The sequence below is a fragment of the Chryseobacterium sp. S0630 genome (assembly GCF_024158915.1).
GTDB lineage: Bacteria > Bacteroidota > Bacteroidia > Flavobacteriales > Weeksellaceae > Chryseobacterium.
Window position 1 is genome coordinate 16,330 of the sequence record NZ_JAMZGF010000011.1, and the last position, 23,178, is coordinate 39,507.

Here is a 23,178-nt window from a genome sequence, read left to right on the forward strand (position 1 = left end):
ACAATTTATAACATATTAACTTCTCAATAAAGAAACACGTTCTGATATTCAGGGCGTGTTTCTGTTTTAGGTAAAAAAATCACAATCAACCTGGCTGGGTGGAATAAAATTTGATACTATCCAGGAAAATCCTGAAGGATTGAATAAAAAATTTTTCAATTCAGAAGGGTTTTCTTATTTTTATTCCACACTGCATATTTTTAGATTATGAATTTCCTTAGACTTCCTTTCCTTGTCAAGCTTACCCTCGTGGTAGTTTCCATCATTGGACTTGGCTACCTTCTGGCATTAGGACAGAGTATTTTAGCTCCGTTTTTCCTGGCATTCCTGATGGCGATGCTGTTTTTGCCTGCAGCCACTTTTATGGAAAGAAAGCTAAGATTTCCAAGATCTATGTCTACCATGACTTCAGTATTTATTATGCTGATGATTTTAAGCGGTATTATTTATTTCTTTACCAATCAGCTGTCTGATTTCAGTAAGGATCTTCCGCATCTCAAGGAACAGTTTACCACTGTTTTTAACAGCCTTCAGCATTGGGTTTCCAAAACATTTAATGTGAAAGTGGATGAACAGGTGGATTACATTAACCAAGGATTAACTAAACTTCTGTCTTCTTCGGGAGTAATTTTAGGATTTACTTTTGGAATTTTTTCAACGGGATTCGGCTTCATTATATTTTTCACCCTGTTTTTTATCTTTATTTTAAATTACAGAAGACTTTTAAATAATTTTATCGTTACTGTTTTCAACGAAAGACATAAAGCCAGTGTACAGGAAGCTGTGAACGAGATTCGGATCATGACTAAGAAATACATCTTTGGGCTTTTCCTTCAGGTGATTATTGTTTCTGTTTTAACATCCACTCTCCTTACCATTCTTGGAGTGAAATATGCTATTCTTCTGGGAGTTCTGACAGGATTATTAAATGTTATTCCGTATCTGGGAATCTTTATTTCTCTTCTCATTTCCTGTTTTATAGCATTTGCTACTTCTACACCTTCAACCTGTATTTATGTTGCCTTAGGGTATATTGCCATTCATGCTGTAGATGGAAATATTGTTCTACCATTTGTGGTGGGTTCTAAAGTTAAAATCAACGCTTTATTTTCTTTTATTGGAATCCTTTTAGGAGAACATCTTTGGGGAATTGCAGGAATGTTCCTGTGTATTCCGGCCATTGCGATTATAAAAATCATCTGTGAAAGAGTGGATGATCTCAAACCTTGGGGAAGATTGCTGGGAGAAGAGCCCAAACCTCATAAGAAGAAAAAAAGCTACAAAATTTCCAAGAATATCACTTTGAAGGAAATGGACTAGAATATGAGTAATGAGTAATAAGCAATGGGTAATGGGTAATAATTGACCTAATCCTAACTTTGAATGCTTACATATTAAACTTTAAATAAAAAGACTGCCTTTTTAGAGACAGTCTTTTTTTATTGTTATGACGCAGCGCACCAAGGACTCATTCCATTTGGACAGGTATCTGTGCACAGGATATAAGTTTGGCTATCCGGACAGTATCCTTTATCCGGCTCCGGAGTTCCTCCTCCACCTCCAATACAAGGATGACCTGCAGGAATTTTACATGGACAATCTATGGGTCCAATATCACATTTTTCAATTCCTCCCTGGATTTCTCTCAAATTTGTACGGTTTAATTTTTTAAGATTTTTCAACATAATATTATTAGTTTAGTTTGAATTTCAAATATAAACAATGAAATTATTCAAAACACAACATTAACCTATCATTAACATTAATTATATATTTTTTATAAAAACACAATCAACGAATCCTATTTTTATTTTACATTTGATATAAAATCATCAATCATGAAAACAGTAAAATTCATTTTATGTTTACTTTTCGGGCTTATGTTTATTAATGCCGGGTTAAACAAGTTTTTTAACTATATGCCCATGGAAAAACCTACTCCTGAACAAATGAAACTTTTCGCTGCTTTTGGAGAAATCAGCTGGCTAATGCCTTTAGTGGGGATTGTAGAAGTCATTGGCGGATTATTATTTATTTTCCCAAAAACAAGAGCGTTGGGCGCCATTGTTATTTTACCTGTCATGGTAGGAATTGTTACCCATGTTTTCACAATGGATAAATCTCCTATGGGAATGGGTATCGCCGGCGTGATGTTTCTGATCAACCTTTGGATGATTATTGACAACAAGGAAAAATATAAACATTTAGTTTCGTAAGGTAGCAGGCAATAGATTGCAGGTTGCAGTAGTCTAGTTCTGCTTTTTACTACCCATAACCTATTATCTGCTACCTGCCACCTATTTCCTATACAAAAGCACTGAAACCTGTAATCGATCGTCCTACGATGAGCGAGTTGATTTCTTTTGTTCCTTCGTAAGAATAAATGGCTTCTGCATCGGCAACAAATCTGGCCACATCATACTCGAGCAGAATTCCGTTTCCTCCCATTACTTCTCTTGCTCTGGAAACAATATCTCTTGTTCTGAGGGTACAGAAAACTTTGGCTAAAGAAGCATGTTCATCTTTTAAAATTCCTTCATCCTGCATTTCAGACAGTCTGAAAACCATCGTCTGCATGGCAGTAAGGTTAGACAACATTTCCACCAGATGTCCCTGAATCATTTGGAATGAGGCGATAGGTCTTCCAAACTGTTCTCTTTTTTGGGTATAATCCAACGCGCTTTCATAAGCTCCGCGTGCACAGCCTGTAGCCATCCATGCTACTCCAGCTCTTGTCATTCTCAGCACTTTTCCTGTATCTTTAAAGGAATTAGCATTCTGCAAACGGTTTTCTTCGGTAACGAGACAATCTTTTAAGGTAATCAATCCGTTCTGGACAATTCTTAACGCCATTTTCCCTTTAATTTTTTCTACGGAATATCCAGGATTGTCTTTTTCTACAATAAATCCTTTTACTTCTCCGCTATCAAGATCTCTGGCCCAGATAATAATCAGATCAGCGAAAGTAGCATTTCCAATCCATTTTTTCTGGCCATTCAGGACCCAGCCTTCCGGTGTTTTTTTACAGGTTACTGTAAGTCCGCCTGCTGCTCCGGATCCAACTTCCGGTTCAGTAAGCCCAAAGGCACCAATTTTTTCAAATTTCTGCATCTGCGGAAGCCATTTTTGCTTCTGTTCTTCAGATCCGCAGATATAAATAGAACCCATTGCCAGTCCGGATTGTACTCCGAAAAAAGTAGCAATAGAAGCATCTACTCTTGCCATTTCCATAGCAATAACACCTTCCATCAGGAAAGGCATTCCCGGACAGCCATAGCCTTCATAAGTAACACCACAAATATCCAGTTTTTGAAATTTTGGAATCAGCTCAAAAGGAAATTCATCTCTGAGCCAGTAATGATTGACCAGAGGTTTGACTTCTTTTTCCATGAATGCTCTTACTTTCAGCTGAATTTCGCGCTGTTCCGGAGTAAGAGTATGGTAGATATCATAAAAATCTCCGTCAATGGGCGGAAGTTCTTTCTTTTTCTTTTCCGGATCAAGCATTTTCATAAGCCCGGAAAGCTGTTTATCATCCAGTTTTGAGAAATTTTGCATCAGTTTTGGCAGATCTACCTTTTGAGAAATAGTGCTCAACTGATCAAAATCTATGGATCTAAATAACTCTATTGCGTTTCTGATTTTGGAAAAAGTATTCGACATAGTGATAGATTGTAGTTTTGGTTTGTAAAAGATAAGCAAAAATTGCTCCGAAAGCTATGACTGAGGTTCAAGCGCATTTTACAAAACACTCAAATTCAACTTATTAAAACTGAAAATTCCGTTTACAAGCTTTTTACTTTTGATTTTCAAGCGTTACAAAAGATCCTGACTGAACTTTGACTCAAGCAAAAACATTAAAAATCAACGTTATGAAAACTACTTACATTAAATTATCACTAGCTGCTGTTCTTTTACTAGGAATTTATTCGTGTAAAAAGGGAGAAGTTTCCTCTAAAGATCTTGAAGCGTATGCCACTACCGATTCAGCTGCTGTTGTAGTTTCGGATAGTATTTCATCTGTTGCAGACATGAAAGTAAAAGACAAGCAGTTTATCAAGACTGCAGATGTGAATATGGAAGTAAAAGATGTGTATAATGCAACGATTGCTATTGAAAAATCTGTACAGGAGCTTGGAGGTTTTGTTACCAATAGTAATCTTCAAAGCAACGTGGTTTCTGAGAACACTTATAACACATCTAATGAAGAGGCGATGCTGGTTAAAAAATACAAGACAGAGAACAGAATGCAGGTACGTATTCCTACGGAAAAGCTTGGTGAACTATTGACTGCCATCAATACAAACAAATTATTTCTTAATTCAAGAGCTATCAATGCAGAAGATGTAACAGCCAACATCAAGTATTCTGAACTGGAAGGAAAAAGAAATCAAAAAACTTCCGAGAACATCAGTAAGCTGAAAACAAATAAAGATAAAGTAACGTTGGATGACGAGAATATGTCTGAAGGAAATCTTCAAAAGCTGTCCAGCATGAACATGACAGATGATTTAAAATACAGCACGATTGACATTTACATCAAAGAGCCTCAGTTGCGCATTGCTGAAATTGCTGTTACCAACACTACAAATATTGATAATAAGTACAAATACAATTTCATCTATGATGCAAAAGACGGGTTTGTATACGGATTCTACCTGATTCAGAGAATTATCGTTGGCCTTATCAATGTATGGCCTCTTGTATTAATTGCTGCTGCAATCATCTATTTTTTAAGAAAAAGAAAAATCACAAAACCTGAGTATTCAAAAAATCAGGAATAAAAAAACCATCCTAACCAATTGGTTATCATCATAATTTTAGATTTTACAGCCTCCTGTTTTCAGGAGGTTTTTATTTTTTTTGAAAAAAAACTGTAACGATTGTAATGCCTGCTTTACCTACTGTTTAAAAGAACAGAAAATCAAAAAAATCAATACTATGAAAAATTTAATAAAACTTGGATTCGCAGCATTATTATCACTGAACTCCATAACTGCCAACGCACAAAGTAAAAGTAACAACAAGGAAAACAGTCTGCTTTGGGAAGTCTCCGGAAACGGACTTTCGAAGCCTTCTTATATTACCGGAACTTTTCATATCTTATGCAGTAAAGATTTTGAGATCAAACCGAAGGTATTAAAAGCACTTGAGAAATCTGACAACTTTGTTATGGAAATCAATTATACAGATCCCGCTGAAATGATGTCATTACAGAAAATGTTTAAAGCAGATAAAAAAATATCGGATCAGCTTTCTCCCGAAGAAGCTAAAGAACTGAATACTATTCTTGCCAATTACGGAACAGATCTGAAAAGTATAGATTCTTCAAGCCCTCAGGCTCTGTATGCACTGCTTTCTACCAAAGCAATCCCCTGTCCTCAGACCGAAGTAAAACTTTACGAAATGGAACTTCTTCAGAAAGCAATGAAAGATAAAAAAAGCATCAAAGGACTCGAAAAAGTAGAAGATCAGATGAAATCAATCAATGAAGCGTATGATCTGAAAAGCACGATCTCTCAGCTTAAAATGGACAAGGAGTATCAAGTATTGTTCAGACAGATGATTGATGCTTTTAAAAATGAAAATGTACAATCTCTTTACAGTCTTTTTAAGGATGAAAGATTCATGAATGCCCAGCAGGAAAAGGCTATGCTTACCAACAGAAATCAAAACTGGGTAAAAGTAATGCCGGACATGATGAAAAAAGAAAGTTCTTTCTTTGCCGTTGGCGGCTCTCATCTTATGGGTGAAAACGGAATTATTCCTCTTCTACAGGCAAAAGGCTACACGGTAAAACCTGTATCAAGCTTATAATAATAACCAAACCATGAAACGATTGTGAGCAATCCAACTGAAACTGCTTTTTTAAAGCTCGTCAACCAGCACAAAGGTATCTTATACAAAGCCTCACGGATCTATGCCGATTCCGTAGAAGATCGGGAAGACCTTCAGCAGGAAATTCTTATCCAGCTTTGGAAGTCCTACCAGAATTTCAAAGGAAACAGTGAGTTTTCCACGTGGATGTATCGGGTTGCGATCAATACTGCAATTACATATTTAAAAAAGGAAAAGCAAAGATCCAATAATCATACAGATGCTCCTTCGCATTTTGAAGTACAGCAGGAAGATTATAATCCCACAAAAGACAGGCAGCTGGAAATTTTCTACAGTGCCGTTCAGGAGCTTAATTCTTTAGAAAAAGCCGTCATATTTTATTTCATGGAAGGGATGTCACATAAAGAAATTGGAAATAATTTAGGCCTAAGTGAAGGTAATGCCCGTGTAAAACTCAACAGAACAAAAGAAAAAATACAGCAAATCATAAAAAAATCAGGTTATGAATTTTGATCAATTAAAAGAACAGTGGAATAAGGAAGACAGCGACGTCCATATTCCTGATACGATAGAACAATTAAAGGAAAGCAAGCACCCTATAGAAAAAATCCAGAAAAACATGAAGAAAGAATTTCCTATGCAGGTTCTGGCCATCATTCTGATCGCTTTTTTCCCTCTTCAGTTTAAATTTCCTCATTCACAATACATTATTTATTATGTATCCTATACGATGATGGTCGTTATATCTTCGTACTATCTGCTAGGATTTTATAAATTCTACAAACAGACGGAACTTTATACCGGAAACACCAAAAACAGCCTTTGGAAAATATACCATGAACTTCGGCTGAATATGGAAAGATACCAGTCTTTCGGATTTCTGTTACTTCCTCATTTCCTTGTAACGATAGGTATGGTGATTTATAATACGATGAAAGAACATGGAAAATCTTTAACAGAACTTACCACTGCTCATCAACAAGGTTTAATCATTGCAGTTCTTATCGGAACTTTAGGACTGATAACAAGCATCGTTCTATGGACAAAATACGTCTATGGAAGGAGTGCCAAACAACTGGAAACAATTCTGAACGAAATGGAAGAATAACCTTGAAAACTCCTGTCACAAAACATTTTTCATACAACCTCAGATAAACTCTGAGGTTTTGTTTTTTAAAAAATCGTTATTTATTATCTTCAAATTTATCTGAGGTTTTATTTTTCCGTAAATTTGCAAATCAGAAATAAATCATTATGGATTATGAGCTCTTCTCATCCGATACATGATCTTCTGAGCGATAAAAATTCTGTAATATGCTATCAAAAATAAATCCAACACAAACTAGCAGCTGGAAAGCACTTGACGAACACTTCGGTGGAAATGACTTTGATCTTAGAACTCTTTTCCAGTACAACCCGAACCGTTTTAATGAGTTTTCTCTACAAAAGGACAACTATCTTTTTGATTATTCTAAAAACCTGATTGATTCAAGAACCAAGGATCTTTTATTACAATTGGCAGAAGAAAGTCAGTTAAAAGATGCTATTTCCAGAATGTTCTCGGGAGATAAAATCAATGAAACTGAAGGAAGAGCAGTTCTTCATACAGCTTTAAGAGATTTTTCTGACCGTGAAATTATCGTAGATGGAGAAAACATCAAACCACAGATTAAAAGAGTTCTTGAGCATATGAAATCTTTTTCTGAAAAGATTATTTCAGGAGAACATAAAGGTTTCAGCGGAAAAGAGATTACAGATGTAGTCAACATCGGGATTGGAGGATCAGACTTAGGTCCTGTAATGGTTTGTTCAGCTTTAAAGCATTTTAAAACAAGATTAAGCGCTCACTTTGTTTCCAATGTGGACGGAAATCATATTGCAGAAGTAGTGAAAGATTTAAATCCTGAAACTACTTTATTCATCATTGCTTCCAAAACATTTACGACTCAGGAAACAATGACGAATGCCAATTCAGCTAAAGACTGGTTCCTGAAAGCAGGAAAACAGGAAGATGTAGCCAAGCATTTCGTTGCTTTATCTACTAATATTGAAGAAGTTAAGAAGTTCGGAATCGCAGAAGAAAATATTTTTGAGTTCTGGGACTGGGTAGGCGGAAGATATTCTCTTTGGAGCGCAATCGGATTAAGTATCGTACTTTCTGTAGGATATGAAAACTTCGAACAGCTTTTAAGAGGTGCTTTTGATACAGATCAGCACTTCCAGACAGCAGAATTCTCTGAAAACGTTCCTGTATTAATGGGACTTTTGGGAATCTGGTACCGTAATTTCTATGCAGCAACTACTTATGCTATCTTACCTTATTCTCAATATCTGGACAGATTTGCAGCCTATCTTCAGCAGGGAGATATGGAAAGTAACGGAAAATGTGTAGACAGAAACGGCGAATTCGTAGAATATGAAACGGGGCCGATCATCTGGGGAGAACCTGGAACAAACGGCCAGCACGCATTTTATCAGTTAATCCACCAGGGAACAGAATTGATTCCGGCAGATTTTATTGCCTATGCAAAAAGCCCGAACCATGTTTCTGATCACCAGGACAAGCTATTAGCTAACTTTTTCGCTCAGACTGAAGCACTTGCCTTCGGAAAACTGGAAGAAGAAGTGGAAGAAGAACTTAGAAATTCCGGAAAATCTGATGAAGAAATAAACAGACTGATCAATTTCAAAGTCTTCCATGGAAATACACCAACTAACTCTATATTATTCAAAGAATTAACTCCTTTTTCACTAGGCCAGCTGATTGCTCTTTACGAACACAAAATTTTCGTTCAAGGGGTAATCTGGAATATTTTCAGTTTTGACCAGTTTGGAGTGGAATTAGGAAAAGTATTAGCCAATAAAATCCTTCCGGAGCTTGAAAACAATGAGGCAATAAGCTCTCATGACAGCTCTACCAATGGATTGATCAATTACTATAAGGAAAACAAATAGTAAGTAAAAAGAAAGTAAAAGTAAATCTATAAAGTAAAAAAGTAAAAATGGCAGAAATTCTTGACGGACTTAAAGTATCCAAGGAAATTAAAGCAGAGATCAAGGTTGAAGTAGAAAAGATTCTCGCAAGCAAAAGAAGAGCTCCACATTTGGTGGCTATTCTTGTAGGAAATAATGGAGCTAGCAAGGCCTATGTAAACTCTAAAGTGAAAGACTGTGAGGAAGTAGGATTTCAATCCAGCTTAATCAAGTTTCCAAGCACTGTTTCTGAATCTGAACTATTGGAAAAAATTGACGAGCTTAATAAGTCTAAAGCAGTAGACGGATTTATCGTTCAGCTGCCTTTACCAGATCAGATTGATCAGGAGAAAATCATCAATGCTATTGACCCTAGAAAAGATGTGGATGGTTTCCACCCTGAAAACTTCGGAAAAATGGCTCTTGAAATGGATACTTTCTTACCGGCAACTCCTTTCGGAATTTTAACATTATTGGAAAGATATAATATTGAAACGAAAGGAAAAGACTGTGTAATTATCGGAAGAAGTAAAATTGTAGGAAGACCAATGAGTATTTTGATGGGAAGAAAAGATTTCCCTGGAAACTCTACCGTTACCCTTACACACTCATACACAAAAGACATCGAAGAATACACAAGAAAAGCAGACATCGTTATTACCGCTTTGGGAGATCCTCATTTCTTAAAAGGAGATATGATCAAGGAAGGAGCCGTAATTGTGGACGTGGGTATTACAAGAGTAGATAATGACTCTCCAAAAGGATATTACCTTGCAGGTGATGTAGATTTTGACAGCTGTGCTGCAAAAGCAAGCTGGATTACTCCGGTACCAGGAGGAGTAGGCCCAATGACAAGAGCGATGTTGATGAAAAATACCATCATTGCTTATAAAACTTCGGTCTATAACGACTAATTTTAAAATGAATAAAGAAGAAGATATTTTATTAAAAGAAGGTAAAATGCTCCCTGTAATGGAGCATTTTTACACTTTACAGGGAGAAGGAGCACACACAGGAAAAGCCGCATACTTTATCAGGCTGGGAGGGTGCGATGTAGGATGTCACTGGTGTGATGTAAAAGAAAGCTGGGATCCGGAACTTCATCCCCTGATGAATGCAGAAGAAATTGCAGAAACTGCAGCTAAACACTGTAAAACAATTGTGTTGACTGGTGGTGAGCCTTTAATGTGGAATTTAGATATCCTGACATCCAAACTAAAAGAACTAGGGTGTACAGTACATATCGAAACTTCCGGAGCTTATCCGATGAGCGGTCAACTGGACTGGATTACCCTTTCACCAAAGAAAACAGGGCTTCCTAAAGAAGAGATTTATCAAAAGGCCAATGAGCTTAAAGTCATTATTTTCAACCAGCATGATTTTACATTTGCTCAGGAACAGGCTGCAAAAGTTTCTGAAAACTGTAAGCTTTATCTTCAGAGTGAATGGAGCAAAAGAGATGATATGTATCCTAAGATTACAGATTTCATCCTGGAAAACCCTGAATGGCAGGCTTCTGTTCAGACGCACAAATATCTGAATATCCCGTAAAAAAGTGTAAATTAGCCGGGCTTATCCACTATAATACCGATAGATGCAGAGAATTCGATACTCTAGATACCTGAAATCAATCATTATGTTGCTTGACCTCATGGTTATTGCATCTATCTTCATATTCTTTTTTATAAGCAGAAACGAAAGTTTAAAATACAATAAAGAAACCTGGTATCAGAATAGTTTTTCTCTGGTTCTGTTGTTTTTGTTCTGGGTACTATTAAGTGGTAGGACAAAAATATACAATATTCCGAGGAACCTTACTTATACCCTGTTTCTTGAACGCCTCTTAATCCATTTCCTCTTTTTTATACTGGGAGTACTGCTTATAGGAAAGGTAAGTAATAATGTATTTTTCAATTCGGATATTTACTGGCTTTCACTTTATCTTTTTATTGCCATTTTCCTGGCGAAATCATTAGTCTATTTCGCAATCAAGTACCTGCGATCTCTTGGAGCCAACTACAGAAACGTAATGTTTTTGGGAGACAGCCACTCTACAGAGATTCTTAAGAATATCTTTACAGAACGTAAAGATTATGGGTACAGAATATTTGAATACGATTATTCTGAGGTTAAGATTAATGAACTGGTTGCATTCTGGAAAAAGAACGGAATTCATACCTTGTTTTTATCTACAGAAAACTCTTATGATGAAACCATGGAAACTGAAATTTTCAGATTGGCTGAGGATAATAAGATTCATATTTCATTGATTCCAAGCATTACACAAAGTGATTTTTTCCTTTATGATCTTGGATATATACAAACCCAGCCGGTACTTAATCAGGCCAGATATCCGTTAGATTATTATTCTAATTTCCTGATGAAAAGGACATTAGACATTTTCTTCTCTGCTATTATATTGGTTTTCATTTGCTCATGGGTATTTCCAATTATTGCCATTTTAATCAAAACAACTTCTAAAGGTCCGGTATTTTTCATTCAGAAGAGATACGGTTTTCATGAAGAGGTTTTTAATTGTATTAAATTCAGAACAATGGTTGTTAATGATGAATCTACAACCAAAACCACCTCTGTAAATGATTCCAGAATTACCAGAGTGGGTAAATTTTTAAGAAAAACCAGTCTTGATGAACTTCCTCAATTCCTTAATGTGTTGAGAGGTGAAATGTCTGTAGTAGGTCCGCGTCCACATATGCTGGCTGTTGACAATTATTACAAACCCAAAATCGGAAGATACAGTCTGAGAAGTATGGTTAATCCGGGTATTACCGGACTGGCACAGGTGAATGGACTGCGTGGTGACTTCGGAGATGTGGAAGTAGAAATGAAAAAAAGAGTTCTGGCAGATGCTTTCTATGTAAGAAACTGGAGTTTCGTACTTGATGTGGTTATTATTTTAAAAACCGTTTTATTGGTGATTGGAGGAGATAAAAACGCAAAATAAAGAGCGGAATAAGATAAATATTGAAATAATTTTAACACAAAACCAAGCTTCGGTCTTATTCTTGACTGTAGTCCAATTAAATAAAAAAGTCTAATTTAGCAGTATGTTAAAAAAGTTTTTCACAGCGATAGGGGAATACATTATCCTCTTGGGAAAATCCCTGCAGAAACCTCAGAAAATGAGAGTGTTCTGGAAGCTGTTCATGAGAGAAATTAATGATTTGGGAGTAAATTCTTTCGGGCTTGTCATCTTCACATCCATCTTCGTGGGAGCTGTAGTTGCTATTCAGATGTTCAATAACTTTGATGCTTCTTCCTTTCCTATTCCGCCATCATTTGTAGGATATGCTACAAAAGCGGTATTGGTGTTGGAATTTGCACCTACTATTATCAGCCTTATTCTGGCGGGTAAAGTAGGATCATATATTGCTTCCAGTATCGGAACAATGAGGGTTTCAGAACAGATTGATGCCTTGGATATTATGGGAGTAAACTCACCCAATTTCCTGATATTTCCTAAAATCATTGCCTGTATGCTGTTTAATCCTCTCCTTATTGCCATCAGTATTGTATTTGGTATTGGTGGAGGCTATATTGCCGGGATTCTAACAGGAAACTGGACAGAGAACGATTATATTGTTGGTATTCAAATGTATATGCCGAATTTATTCATTTACTATGCATTTACCAAAACAATCGTTTTTGCTTTTATCATTGCAACCGTACCTTCTTATTTCGGATACAATGTAAAAGGAGGATCTTTGGAAGTAGGTAGAGCCAGTACACAGGCCGTAGTATGGACAATGGTGTTCATTATTATCTCTGAATTAATTTTAACCCAATTAATATTAAGCTGATGATTGAGGTAAAAGATCTTAAGAAAAGTTTTGATGATGTTGAAGTGCTTAAGGGAATTTCAACTTCATTTGATAAAGGAAAAGTAAACTTAATCATTGGGCAGAGTGGTTCCGGGAAAACCGTTTTTCTAAAAAGTTTATTGAATGTTTATATGCCTTCATCAGGAGAAATTCTGTTTGACGGAAAAGATATCAATACTATGACCAGAGATGAAAAACAACATCTCCGTTCAGAAATCGGAACCGTTTTCCAGGGAAGTGCCTTATTTGACTCTCTAACAGTGGAAGAAAATATCATGTTCCCTCTTGACATGTTTACCAATCTTACCTACAGAGAAAAAAAGAAAAGAGTTTTTGAAGTAATAGGAAGAGTACATCTTGATAAAGCAGAAAAAAAATATCCTTCCGAAATTTCAGGAGGTATGCAGAAAAGGGTGGCTATTGCAAGAGCTATTGTCAACAATCCTAAGTATCTGTTTTGTGATGAGCCCAATTCCGGGCTGGATCCCTATACCTCTAAGATTATTGATGATCTTCTTTACGAAATCACAAAAGAATATAATACTACCACCATCATCAATACCCATGATATGAACTCTGTAATGACGATTGGCGAGAAAATTGTATACCTAAGACTGGGAATTAAAGAATGGGAAGGTAACAAAGACATTCTGATTACAGCAGGCAATAAAAATCTGATTGATTTCGTTTATTCTTCAGAACTGTTTAAAGAGCTGAGAGAATATTTACTTGAGAATAATAAAACGATTGAAACGACAAATACAAAAATAGACGATAATGAAAAAGGTACTTAGTATAGCGTTATTAGGGTTTTCAATATGGGCTTCTGCACAGATTTCACTGGCAGGTAAAGCCAACTTAATTTTTCCAACAGGCTCACCTTCATGGTCCAATATTAAAGGAACAGTGAATGATGCTATTGCAGGAACAGGTAAAAATAATGTAGGTTTCAATGTAGGGCTTTCCTTAAAAGTAGGTCTTCCTACTTCATTGTTTGTAATGCCGGAAATCTATTATACTCATTTCAAAAATGAGTTTACGACAGAGAACACTACTTTTGACGTAAAAAGCAACCGTATTGATGTTCCGGTTCTTTTAGGATATAATCTTTTAGGGAATATGCTTGGAGTTTTTGTAGGACCTGTAGGAAGTTTTAACTTAAACAAAGACAATACTTACAACGATTTCAAAGAAAATGCTAAAAATGACTTTACAGTAGGATACCAGTTTGGGGCACAGCTTGAAATTAAAAAGCTTATTGTAAATGCAAGATATGAAGGTGCTTTCAGTAAAGACGAAAGAAACTTCATCAACAAAGTTTCTGGTTCAGAAATCAGATATGATAACAGACCTAACCTGTTTATGGTAGGTTTAGGATATAAATTCTAATAAATTATCGAAAATAACAACTTTAAACCCTCAAATTTAAATTTGAGGGTTTTTATTTTGATTTTCAAGTTCAGCCTGACGTTTTGCAATTTCTGCAGCCTGTTTTTCAAGATCTTCTTTGTCTTTTTGTAACTGCTTGAATTCTTTTTTCTTCTGCTCTTCTTTTATAGCGCTTCCTTTACTTACATAGCCTACCATTCCTCCAATGATAAGCCCTATTCCAACTCCCGCCATGATTCCCATAATATGAGAAATTTTTATCTGCTCTACGGCAAAATCAGTTGTCAAATAGAAAAGTAATGCAGAAACAGCCAAAAGTATAAGTCCGGTAATTGATAAACTCTTCATAATATTGTGTTTAGGTGGTTACATAAAAAAAGCCTTACCAAATTTACTAAAAATTTAATAAGGCTATATTCAAGATTAAAATTCTAATTATATTTTTCCTCCCGCAGCCTTATAATATTCTAAAGCTTTCGGAAGATCTTTATTGATATCTGAAATTCTTGTTTCCGGATTCGGGTGGGTAGATAAGAATTCAGGTTGTCTTGATCCTGTAGATGCTGCTTCCATTCTGTTCCAGAAAGGAATTGCTGCTCTTGGATCATATCCAGCCATAGACATCAGGTAAAGTCCCATTTCATCTGCCTCAGATTCCTGGCCTCTTCCGTATTTCAATAAAGCAACCTGTGAACCGATAGGGTAAACCTTCTGGAAAACACTTGCCCATTGTGAATTTGAGATTGTTCCTCCCAGGATTGCCCCTCCATACTGAGCTACCATTGCCTGAGAAATTCTTTCATTTCCGTGGCCTGCCAGTGCGTGAGAAACTTCATGTCCCATTACTACTGCAAGTCCGTTATCGTCTTTTGTTACCGGTAATATTCCGGTATAGACTGCTACTTTTCCACCAGGCATACACCAGGCGTTTAGCTCGTTGCTCTGCAAAAGATTAAATTCCCAGCTGTAGCTTGCAAGATCTGCTGATCTTCCAATACTCTGATAATATCTTTCTGCTGCATTTTTAATTCTGTTTCCTACATTTACCACTCTCTTTGCATCTGCTGTACCGGTAATCACTTTACCTTTAGACAATGTCGTTCTATATTCCTGTGAAGACATTGTTAAAATTTCCGAATTGTTGGCCAGCTGTAAAGAAGACCTCCCCGTAATCGGGTTTGTAGTACAGGCAACAGCCGACAGAGCAATAGCTCCCATTCCAAATAGATGTGTAACTTTCATAGTTTGAGTGTTAATAATTCAACCTTAACAATTTTTATTCCAAAATATTTCGGAAAGAATATATTTGCATACATTTTGCTATCTAAATTTAATAATTATCTCATTATGAAAAAGTATATTTCTTTACTGATGATGTTTGGATTCCTGTTCTTCTTTCAGAGCTGTGCTTCACAAGGTTCATTAGATCCGAAAACAGTGGACACTTTGGTAGATTCTCAGGAGTTTACTTTTTATGCACAAAGAGCCAATCCTACAAATTATGATGTCATTAATGTTTTAAACTCAATGCCTAATTCTACTGCAACGAGGGTACTTAATCTGAATGGAGATTATACCATTGATGTCAGTAAAAATACACTGGATGTAGTGTTGCCTTATTTTGGAAGGATGTTCAATCCAACTTTTGGAAGTGCCAGTGATAACAGCTACCGATTTACTTCAAAAGATTTTACGGTAACTAAAACTCAGAATAAAAAAGGAACCTGGACTTTTAAGTTCAAACCTAAAGATGTAAGAAACGTAGACGAAGTTAATATTGAAGTATTTAAAAACGGAAAAGCTTTCGTTTCTATGAGGAGTAATGACAGACAGCCGATTACTTATGATGGATACATTTCTAAAACTGAAGTAAAAAAGGAAAAAGAGAAACTTTAATCCCTGTTTTCGTTCGATAAAAATTTTTCAACAAATAATTTTGCTTCAGTACTTGGATTAGAAACCATGGCTGAAGCATTTTTTTTGTGCATGTGATAAGCTTCTTCTATAGCATTGCTCTTTTTCATCAGGGATAAAATATATTCCTGAACCCAATATTCAAATCGTTTTTCAGCCTGCTGAACACGAATTTCTTCAAAACGGCCGCTTTTCTTTTTCAGATCAATAAATTCGAATATTGTATCATAGACTTCCTGTAATCCTTGATTATGAAGTGCAGAACCTAGTAAAACAGGAATCTTCCATCCTTTTTCTTTAGGCGGAATAAAGTCTAGGGCTCTTTTTAATTCAAGTCTTGTATTTTTTGCTTTCTGAAGATTGTCCTGGTCTACTTTATTGATGAATATAAGATCTACCATTTCCATGATCCCTCGTTTTATTCCCTGAAGTTCATCTCCTCCTCCAATGATTTTAAGGAACAAAAAAACATCGGTAATATCGGCTACCAGAACTTCTGATTGCCCTACTCCCACAGTTTCAATTAAAATATAGTCATAGCCTGCAGCTTCGCAGATCATCATGGTTTCAAAAGTAGTATTGGCTACTCCTCCCAGAAATCCTGAGCTTGGAGAAGGGCGTATAAATGCGTTTTCTTCTTTGGCCAATTCTTCCATTCTGGTTTTATCACCCAATATACTTCCTTTATTGATTGCAGAGCTTGGATCTATCGCCAGAACCGCTACTTTTTTGCCTTGAGCAATAACCAATCGTCCGAAATTTTCTATAAAAGTGGATTTTCCGGCTCCGGGAACTCCCGTTACTCCTACCCTCACAGAGTTTCCGGTAAGGGGCATAATCTTCTTAAGAAGCTCTTCTGCCTGTACTCTGTGTTCTGCTTTTTTACTTTCAACCAATGTAATAGCTTTTGCAATCAGGCGTTTGTTTCCTGACTGTATTCCGTCTATTAGCTCTTCTGTAGAAAATTTCATTGATTCAAAATTAATAATTAAAAAGGGAATGGTCAATACTTCGATCATAATGATGATACAAAAGACCTAAATTGTCTTTGTTTGATATTATCAATTTTTCATGAATTTAATTTTTATTTCTTCTAAATTAAAACTAGAATGCCCTGTATCAAGGGCTTAAGGAATTTATTACATTTGTTATATCTCAAAAAGAAGAAACATGAAAAAACTCATCGCTGCGGCTTCGTTTACTGCTATTTTGCTGGTTTCCTGTACGCCGAAAGCTTCTACATCCGCTGCTACTGCAGGAACCTCTACATCTACTGCAGAACAGATTGCTCAGGGGAAAACAATTTTTGAAAACTCCTGTGGAAGATGTCATAAACTTCCGGATCCTGCTTCGCACAATCCTGTACAATGGGTAGGAATCATGAATTCTATGGCTCCAAAAGCAAAACTGACGGATGAACAGCACCAATGGGTTTATGATTACATTGTTTCTGTGAAGAAATAACCATCAAACAAAAAAATAGGTATGAAAAAACTTATCTTAAGCGGCATTGCAGCATCAGCATTTCTGGTGTCATGCGGACCAAAAAGTGTGGCTGTAACAGGCCCAAAGTATACTTCATCTGAGCAATTAACACAAGGAAAGACCATTTTTGAGAACTCCTGCGCAAAGTGTCATAAGCTTCCAGAACCAACCAAGCATGACGATAAGGGATGGATCAACACTTTAAGCCGAATGGCTCCAAAGGCTAAGCTTACTGATGATCAGCATCAAATGGTGTATGATTATCTGATCTCTGTGAATAAAAAATAAGCTTTCTAACGAAAGCTTATTTCTTTTAATTAAGTAACTCAAAACAGATTATTCTGTCTTTTTTACGGTTCTTGTTCTGGTTACTTTTCCTTTGACTAATTTTTCCCTGTCTTCAATGATTTCAAGTGCAGCTCTGTTATAAGCAAATTTTTTAGCTTCTTTAAGGGCGGCCAAAGCCTGTTTGTATTCAAATTTTCTTTCCTGAAGAAGGGACAGACAGTTCAGGATTTCCGACTTATCAATTCCTTTTATCTTTAAAGCGAATTCAATTAATTTTTCTGCTTCTTTGTAATCTTCATTACTCAAAAGACACTCAATGTAATATTTAGGAGTATTGATATTTCCGATATTACTCTGCATGGCTTCATCAAAGTATCTTTTTGCAGTTTCATAATCTTTCAATTCCTCCGAATACACTCTTCCCATCAGACAAAGGCTGTCTGCATCTTCTGGTTCGTAGGATAAAGCATAGTTTAGCGCATCCATGCATTCAGAAAGATTGAATGGGAAGTAGTCCAGCGCTTCAAAATAATATTTACTTTTAGTTAAGGTCATTTCTGTAGTTTTTGAGTTCATTTTTCAAGGCATTTCTTTGTTTTTTGAATGTCCTGTCTTCGTAATTCTTTTTAAAATCTGTTCCTGAAAATGTACGAACCGGATTTCCGCGCTCTACCTGCATCTGGAGAGACCAGGTTTCTTTCAGTTTTCTTTCCAGTTGCTGGATATAAACTGCCATTACCTTTTCTTTAAGTCTGATAATGGATAGTTTTTTATTATCCAGCTGTGAACGGGAATCCTGTACAAAAACAGTCTCGTTGGTAGGGATATAAGTGGCACGTACAGCGGTATTCACCTTATTTACGTTTTGTCCTCCGCTTCCCTGGCTTCTTGCGGTCTGAAACCGGATATCTTTTTCATTGAAATCAATCATTTTTATATTTTCAAGTTCAAAAATTCCGATAAACCAATTGCTTCTTTTATGAAGTTTCCTGAATGTACTTTTTCCTATCCAGCAAACGCTTCCCAGCCAGCTTTTTAAAAACGAGGTCAAGTCTTTTCCTTTTAAAAGAAGGGTAACTGATTTTAGTGTCAGATTTTCATCCCCGTTTTCCCGATGTATGATTTCGTATTCTATTGTATTGTGTTTTGCCTCTTCAAGAAAGGTCTTCAGAACCTTGGCTACTACCCACTGGCATTCTAAAGGACCTCTTCCTGAAGTGATCTGTATTAATTTTTCCATTTTTTATATTGGCATTTTGCTTAATAAAGGGCTTCCTACCGGATTTATTCCCTTTTCTAATAGTTCTTTTGCGGCCATCACTGCCCAGCACTTATCACTGGAGTGGATATTTCTGTAAAAAGAAAGTAAAATATCAGGCCTCACAACGGTAAAACCATTGGCTTCAATTGTCTTTAGATCATCTCTTTCAAAGAAGTCTATGGTAATTCTGTGGAATTTTTCATTTTCCAGCTCAACAGTCTTTTCATATCTGCGAAAGTTTTCTTCACTCGGCAGATGGTCATATCGGGTCCAGACTTTCTGGAATCCTTCCTGCTGAAGAATGATCACTACTTCTGCAACATTTTCTTTTTTTACAAAAACATCAATATCCTTGTGGTCATGGGCATGTTTGTATTCTGTATGTTCTTTTTCTGACATGAAATGCCAAGCCCAGCCACCTGATATAATGACTTTATCTTTTAATATATTTAAAATTTCGAGCCCTAACCGAATTCTGAATTCCGGCCAGACTTCACCATATCGTTTTATGTTATGTGGTGCTCCCATTTTTTTGTTTTTTTAAATTGAATATTCAAAACCTTATAGACTTTAAAATATTTCTTTGTTAAACCTTATAGGTTTTTGAAACCTATAAGGTTGTAAAGTATAAGGCTAATTACTTATCCATTCTCACAATTCTCGGCTGGAATGTTCCCAGAATATCTACCAGCTCACTCTGCGCATTCATCACCTCATTAATGTCTTTGTAGGCCATTGGTGCTTCTTCTGCATTTCCGCCCATCAATGTGACATTTTTCAGTTTCAGTTCTTTTTTGATATCATGCTGAGTGAAAAGACTTCTGCATTCTCCTCTTGAATGGGCTCTTCCTGCACCATGTGATGCTGAATTCAAAGATTCAGGATTTCCTTTTCCGCGAACGATAAATCCTTTTGCAGTCATCGATCCTGGAATCATTCCCAATTCGTTTTCATTAGCAGGAGTAGCTCCTTTTCGATGAACAATCACTTCTTTTCCGTTATGAATTTCTTTCCACGCAAAATTGTGATGGTTCTCAATTCTCGCTTTTACTCTTCCACCGACTGCTTTTACAAGCCTTCTGTGAATATCATCGTGACAGGCTGAAGCATAATCTCCGGCAAGGTTCATTGCGGTCCAGTATTCCAGTCCAAGATGGGTACTAAGGTCCAGCCATGCGAAGTTTTGAGCTTCTTTCGGTAAAGGACATTGTTCCGTTGCCATTCTTGAATAATACTGTGCGATTTCTGCTCCCAGACCTCTCGAGCCACTGTGAGAAAGTATTCCCAGATATTTTCCTTTTGGAAGGCCAATTTGTTCGTCTTCTTCAGTGATTTCCACTTCCCCGAATTCTACAAAGTGATTTCCTCCACCTGAGGATCCCATCTGTTTGATGGCTTTTCCCTTTAATCTTCTTAGGATCGGGATCATATCGAATGTATCTCTGTCGAAAATCTCATGATCTATGTGAGATTTATGAGTTTCATACATTCCAAATTTTGTATGTTCAGCAAGCGCTTTTTCATATTTATCTCTTGCTCCTTCAAGATATGAAACTGGTGTATCCAAAATACTGAGGCTCATTCTGCAGCCAATATCCATTCCTACTCCATAAGGGATTACGGCATTTTCTACGGCCAGAACTCCTCCTATGGGAAGCCCATACCCGCTGTGGGCATCCGGCATTAATGCTCCCTGAGTAGAGATAGGCAGTTTCAAAGCTGTGTATAACTGATTTTTTGCCTCTTCTGAAATATTGTTTCCAAAAATCTGAAAGGAAGCACGCTGTGAATTCAGCATTCTTTTTTCTGTTTTTTTGGATGAAAGCAGGGTTTCTGCGATTTGTCCGAAAGTCAGATCTTTTTCAAATTCTTCCGGATTCAGCAGAATTTCCTTTAAAAGAGATTTTACGTGGTGAATATTTTTCGTTGCAAAATTTCTTTTCATGACTTCCAATGCTACGTTTACGCTTTGGTTATTGGGATAGCCCAGTTTTAATATATCTTTTCCTTTTAGTTTTAAATTTCCCATTGTTTTTGTTTTAAATAACAGTTGGACTTATTCGTCCTGTAAGCTTTCTGCAATTTCTGTTGCAGACATTGTGCAGGTTGCATATTTCCTGCTTTTGATAAGTTTTCTTTGATACTTTTCTTTCCATGGATTCGACTTACCTAGAATAGTCTTGTGCATAATCCCTATCACCTTATACTGTCCCAAATAGGAATCCAGCGCTGCATATTCTTTTTCCAGCTCCAAATCCAAGGGTTTGTAATGGGTAATCATATTGGGTTTTACCCTCAAAGTAAACCTCCATGGTTCAGTAAATTTGTAGTAGATTCCGAATATCTTATTGACAGGACAATAATCTTCTTTCTTTTCAAAATATTGTCTTTCTCTGTCGGTAAACTCTAATTTTGGATAATTCCAGGAAAATGAAGTAATATACCTGAGCTTCTGCTCTCTTTCTACATATATCTTTCTTCCGAACTTTCTTTTCTTTTTCAGAAATCTTCGGTTATCAGAATACATATAGGTATTTATCTTCTTTAAAATACCTTCGAAAAAATCTCCGTCTTTGGATTGTTTTACATCCTCTCTTACAACAAAGAATCTTACAAATCCTTTTTGATAGGGTTTATCCAATGGTATCAACGGAAGATTTCTTCTCATTTTCCAGAGTTCTCTACTACGTTTGTATTTTGTTCTTATCTGCTTTTCTACATCTTTTCTAATTGTTCTTTTTCTGCTTCTTACGCTTCTCAGGCGGAAATGCAGAAGGTTATCATTTTCCATTGTGAACAGAAGTCTGATGTGAGATCGTAGAAACCAGGTTCTTTTTTTCTCACACAACTTTTAATCAACTAAAATATTAGTTGAATGGATTAATAATAGACGGAATAGTTCTGAGGAATGAACCTCATCCTATTTTGCCTTTAATGACACTAAAAAAGATTTCGGGGAAACTTGAAGTTTGAAATATTGCGCAATAAAAAACCCGAAATCTCTACGACTTCGGGTTCTGATATTTCATTGTACTGTTATTCTAAGAATGTACCAAACCGCGAAGCCTTACCACCATAAGTGGCAATCCAACTGTAGAATTCTGTTTTGTTCTGAACATTGCTTCGTCGTTTTTTATTGGTTAAACTTGATTTTCAGGTGCAAATATATACATTTTTCTGATAATCAAAATATTTTTTTTCACTTAAGGTGAATAATACTGAGAAAAATGGCATCAATTACCTTCGTCATTCGTTTTGTATCCAGCGTTTCCAAAGTATCGGTAGGTTCATGATAGTTTTTGTTTCTGAAGAAGGATGTGTCGGTGATCATGAGTGCAGGAAAGTCGAAATTCCAATAATTCAGATGGTCAGAATAGTCTATTCCTGCTACGAATTTGGGTGCTGAGAACGTTTCTGTTTTGATCTGTTGGGAATCTTTGAAGTTTCCTATAAAGTTTCTTACAAAAGGTCCTGCGCCAGTTATTTTTTTAACCAGAGTAATAAAATTTCCCTGATCACCATATATCCAGGAAAGAATACTTATAGGAAAACTCTGAGAACCTTTTTCATCACGGAAATAACCTATCATTTCTACGCTTGCCATTCCATAGACATCAATTTTGTTGTCTTTTAAATATTTTGCATGGATATAGCTTCCCATATTTTCGGTTCTGAAATAAGGTGGCTCTTCCAGCGTATAAGCAACTAAATCTACTCTGTACTTCAGCTTCTGTCCTTTGAGCATTCTTGCAAGCTCCAGAAGAGCAGTAACTCCGGTTGCGTTGTCGTCTGCTCCCTGCTGATCGCCACAAACATCATAATGAGCACCTATAATAATCCGTTTGGCATTTTCCGGACCAAAAGAAGTAATTACATTTTTATATACTTTACCGTCAACTTTATATTCCTGAAAAGTGGTACTGTCTCCATAAGTAGCAAACGTCTGATGAATATAATCTGCAACAGCATTTAGCTGATCAATATTTTTATGATTTCTAAACTGTGGAGTTTGGGTAAGTGCCGTCAAATGTTTTTTAACAAGACTGGTATCCGCAATTATTGTGGAACTGGGTACTGATCTGTTTTTCTTTATTGAACCTAGCAAAAAAACTCCTGTAATAACAAATAAGCCTACGAAAAGAAACAGTTTTTTCCTCGTAGGCTTTATATTTTTAAAATTCACGGATA

Annotated in this window: 27 protein-coding genes; 16 read left to right on the forward strand and 11 right to left on the reverse strand. The window is 36.3% G+C overall.

Features of this window, described 5'->3' with window-relative positions:
* Positions 1–207: 207 nt before the first annotated feature.
* The gene (locus tag NK356_RS07180) at positions 208–1,320 is read left to right on the forward strand and encodes an AI-2E family transporter (RefSeq protein WP_034692644.1); all 1,113 of its coding nucleotides are present in this window, start codon (positions 208–210) and stop codon (positions 1,318–1,320) included.
* 125 nt (positions 1,321–1,445) lie between these two features.
* Here NK356_RS07180 and NK356_RS07185 read toward each other — a convergent pair whose 3' ends face one another.
* Entirely contained in the window at positions 1,446–1,685 is a 240-nt protein-coding gene (locus NK356_RS07185; protein ID WP_034692648.1) for a hypothetical protein, read from the reverse strand.
* 153 nt (positions 1,686–1,838) lie between these two features.
* Here NK356_RS07185 and NK356_RS07190 point away from each other — a divergent pair, with 153 nt between their 5' ends.
* Positions 1,839–2,216, forward strand: a complete 378-nt coding sequence (locus NK356_RS07190) for a DoxX family protein (protein ID WP_123277630.1) — start codon at positions 1,839–1,841, stop codon at positions 2,214–2,216.
* Positions 2,217–2,304: 88 nt separating this feature from the next.
* Here NK356_RS07190 and NK356_RS07195 read toward each other — a convergent pair whose 3' ends face one another.
* The gene (locus NK356_RS07195) at positions 2,305–3,663 is read right to left on the reverse strand and encodes an acyl-CoA dehydrogenase family protein (RefSeq protein ID WP_253316589.1); all 1,359 of its coding nucleotides are present in this window, start codon (positions 3,661–3,663) and stop codon (positions 2,305–2,307) included.
* A gap of 209 nt (positions 3,664–3,872) precedes the next feature.
* Between NK356_RS07195 and NK356_RS07200 the strand changes: the two genes are divergently transcribed.
* From NK356_RS07200 to NK356_RS07250, 11 genes are all read left to right on the forward strand, one after another.
* A complete protein-coding gene (locus NK356_RS07200) occupies positions 3,873–4,784 on the forward strand; it encodes a DUF4349 domain-containing protein (protein ID WP_253316590.1) in 912 nt (303 codons plus the stop codon).
* A 157-nt stretch (positions 4,785–4,941) separates the two neighbouring features.
* Positions 4,942–5,817, forward strand: a complete 876-nt coding sequence (locus NK356_RS07205) for a TraB/GumN family protein (RefSeq protein ID WP_253316591.1) — start codon at positions 4,942–4,944, stop codon at positions 5,815–5,817.
* Positions 5,818–5,841: 24 nt separating this feature from the next.
* The gene (locus tag NK356_RS07210) at positions 5,842–6,351 is read left to right on the forward strand and encodes an RNA polymerase sigma factor (RefSeq protein WP_253316592.1); all 510 of its coding nucleotides are present in this window, start codon (positions 5,842–5,844) and stop codon (positions 6,349–6,351) included.
* Positions 6,341–6,946 carry a hypothetical protein gene (locus NK356_RS07215; RefSeq protein WP_034692661.1) on the forward strand — a complete coding sequence of 202 codons (606 nt, stop codon included), beginning with the start codon at positions 6,341–6,343 and terminating at the stop codon, positions 6,944–6,946. The genes NK356_RS07210 and NK356_RS07215 overlap by 11 nt, the downstream gene beginning before the upstream one ends.
* A 206-nt stretch (positions 6,947–7,152) precedes the next feature.
* Positions 7,153–8,793 (forward strand): glucose-6-phosphate isomerase, encoded by a 1,641-nt coding sequence (gene pgi, locus NK356_RS07220; RefSeq protein WP_034692664.1) that lies wholly within the window; start codon positions 7,153–7,155, stop codon positions 8,791–8,793.
* 47 nt (positions 8,794–8,840) lie between these two features.
* Complete coding sequence (locus NK356_RS07225; RefSeq protein ID WP_034692667.1) at positions 8,841–9,725, forward strand: bifunctional 5,10-methylenetetrahydrofolate dehydrogenase/5,10-methenyltetrahydrofolate cyclohydrolase; 885 nt, start codon at positions 8,841–8,843, stop codon at positions 9,723–9,725.
* A gap of 7 nt (positions 9,726–9,732) precedes the next feature.
* The gene (locus NK356_RS07230) at positions 9,733–10,362 is read left to right on the forward strand and encodes a 7-carboxy-7-deazaguanine synthase QueE (RefSeq protein ID WP_034692670.1); all 630 of its coding nucleotides are present in this window, start codon (positions 9,733–9,735) and stop codon (positions 10,360–10,362) included.
* A gap of 43 nt (positions 10,363–10,405) precedes the next feature.
* Entirely contained in the window at positions 10,406–11,776 is a 1,371-nt protein-coding gene (locus NK356_RS07235) for an exopolysaccharide biosynthesis polyprenyl glycosylphosphotransferase (protein ID WP_034692673.1), read from the forward strand.
* 103 nt (positions 11,777–11,879) lie between these two features.
* The gene (locus NK356_RS07240) at positions 11,880–12,632 is read left to right on the forward strand and encodes an ABC transporter permease (protein ID WP_034692676.1); all 753 of its coding nucleotides are present in this window, start codon (positions 11,880–11,882) and stop codon (positions 12,630–12,632) included.
* Positions 12,632–13,447, forward strand: coding sequence for an ABC transporter ATP-binding protein (locus NK356_RS07245; RefSeq protein ID WP_034692677.1), 816 nt, complete (start codon positions 12,632–12,634; stop codon positions 13,445–13,447). The genes NK356_RS07240 and NK356_RS07245 overlap by 1 nt, the downstream gene beginning before the upstream one ends.
* The gene (locus tag NK356_RS07250; protein WP_253316593.1) at positions 13,431–14,042 is read left to right on the forward strand and encodes an outer membrane beta-barrel protein; all 612 of its coding nucleotides are present in this window, start codon (positions 13,431–13,433) and stop codon (positions 14,040–14,042) included. Before NK356_RS07245 ends, NK356_RS07250 begins: the two co-directional genes overlap by 17 nt.
* 36 nt (positions 14,043–14,078) lie before the next feature.
* Here NK356_RS07250 and NK356_RS07255 read toward each other — a convergent pair whose 3' ends face one another.
* Positions 14,079–14,390 carry a hypothetical protein gene (locus NK356_RS07255; RefSeq protein WP_253316594.1) on the reverse strand — a complete coding sequence of 104 codons (312 nt, stop codon included), beginning with the start codon at positions 14,388–14,390 and terminating at the stop codon, positions 14,079–14,081.
* An 87-nt stretch (positions 14,391–14,477) separates the two neighbouring features.
* Complete coding sequence (locus NK356_RS07260; RefSeq protein ID WP_034692682.1) at positions 14,478–15,284, reverse strand: M48 family metallopeptidase; 807 nt, start codon at positions 15,282–15,284, stop codon at positions 14,478–14,480.
* A gap of 105 nt (positions 15,285–15,389) precedes the next feature.
* Here NK356_RS07260 and NK356_RS07265 point away from each other — a divergent pair, with 105 nt between their 5' ends.
* A complete protein-coding gene (locus NK356_RS07265; RefSeq protein ID WP_034692683.1) occupies positions 15,390–15,938 on the forward strand; it encodes a DUF4251 domain-containing protein in 549 nt (182 codons plus the stop codon).
* Here NK356_RS07265 and meaB read toward each other — a convergent pair.
* Complete coding sequence (gene meaB, locus NK356_RS07270) at positions 15,935–16,927, reverse strand: methylmalonyl Co-A mutase-associated GTPase MeaB (RefSeq protein ID WP_253316595.1); 993 nt, start codon at positions 16,925–16,927, stop codon at positions 15,935–15,937. The genes NK356_RS07265 and meaB overlap by 4 nt on opposite strands.
* 199 nt (positions 16,928–17,126) lie before the next feature.
* Between meaB and NK356_RS07275 the strand changes: the two genes are divergently transcribed.
* Complete coding sequence (locus NK356_RS07275) at positions 17,127–17,420, forward strand: cytochrome c (protein WP_253316596.1); 294 nt, start codon at positions 17,127–17,129, stop codon at positions 17,418–17,420.
* Between the two features lie 21 nt (positions 17,421–17,441).
* Positions 17,442–17,729 carry a c-type cytochrome gene (locus tag NK356_RS07280; RefSeq protein ID WP_253316597.1) on the forward strand — a complete coding sequence of 96 codons (288 nt, stop codon included), beginning with the start codon at positions 17,442–17,444 and terminating at the stop codon, positions 17,727–17,729.
* 48 nt (positions 17,730–17,777) lie between these two features.
* Here the strand turns inward: NK356_RS07280 and NK356_RS07285 are convergent, their stop codons facing one another.
* The 6 genes from NK356_RS07285 to NK356_RS07310 form a co-directional block, all read right to left on the reverse strand.
* Positions 17,778–18,284, reverse strand: a complete 507-nt coding sequence (locus NK356_RS07285; protein WP_253316598.1) for a hypothetical protein — start codon at positions 18,282–18,284, stop codon at positions 17,778–17,780.
* Positions 18,271–18,969, reverse strand: a complete 699-nt coding sequence (prfH, locus tag NK356_RS07290) for a peptide chain release factor H (protein WP_253316599.1) — start codon at positions 18,967–18,969, stop codon at positions 18,271–18,273. The genes NK356_RS07285 and prfH overlap by 14 nt, the downstream gene beginning before the upstream one ends.
* Positions 18,970–18,972: 3 nt before the next feature.
* Positions 18,973–19,518: a nucleotidyltransferase family protein gene (locus NK356_RS07295; protein ID WP_253316600.1), complete on the reverse strand. Its 546-nt coding sequence runs from the start codon at positions 19,516–19,518 to the stop codon at positions 18,973–18,975.
* 109 nt (positions 19,519–19,627) lie between these two features.
* A complete protein-coding gene (locus NK356_RS07300; RefSeq protein WP_034692689.1) occupies positions 19,628–21,019 on the reverse strand; it encodes an RtcB family protein in 1,392 nt (463 codons plus the stop codon).
* Positions 21,020–21,046: 27 nt separating this feature from the next.
* Positions 21,047–21,781, reverse strand: a complete 735-nt coding sequence (locus tag NK356_RS07305; protein WP_253316601.1) for a hypothetical protein — start codon at positions 21,779–21,781, stop codon at positions 21,047–21,049.
* Between the two features lie 408 nt (positions 21,782–22,189).
* The gene (locus NK356_RS07310) at positions 22,190–23,173 is read right to left on the reverse strand and encodes a M28 family peptidase (protein ID WP_253316602.1); all 984 of its coding nucleotides are present in this window, start codon (positions 23,171–23,173) and stop codon (positions 22,190–22,192) included.
* Positions 23,174–23,178: the final 5 nt, after the last annotated feature.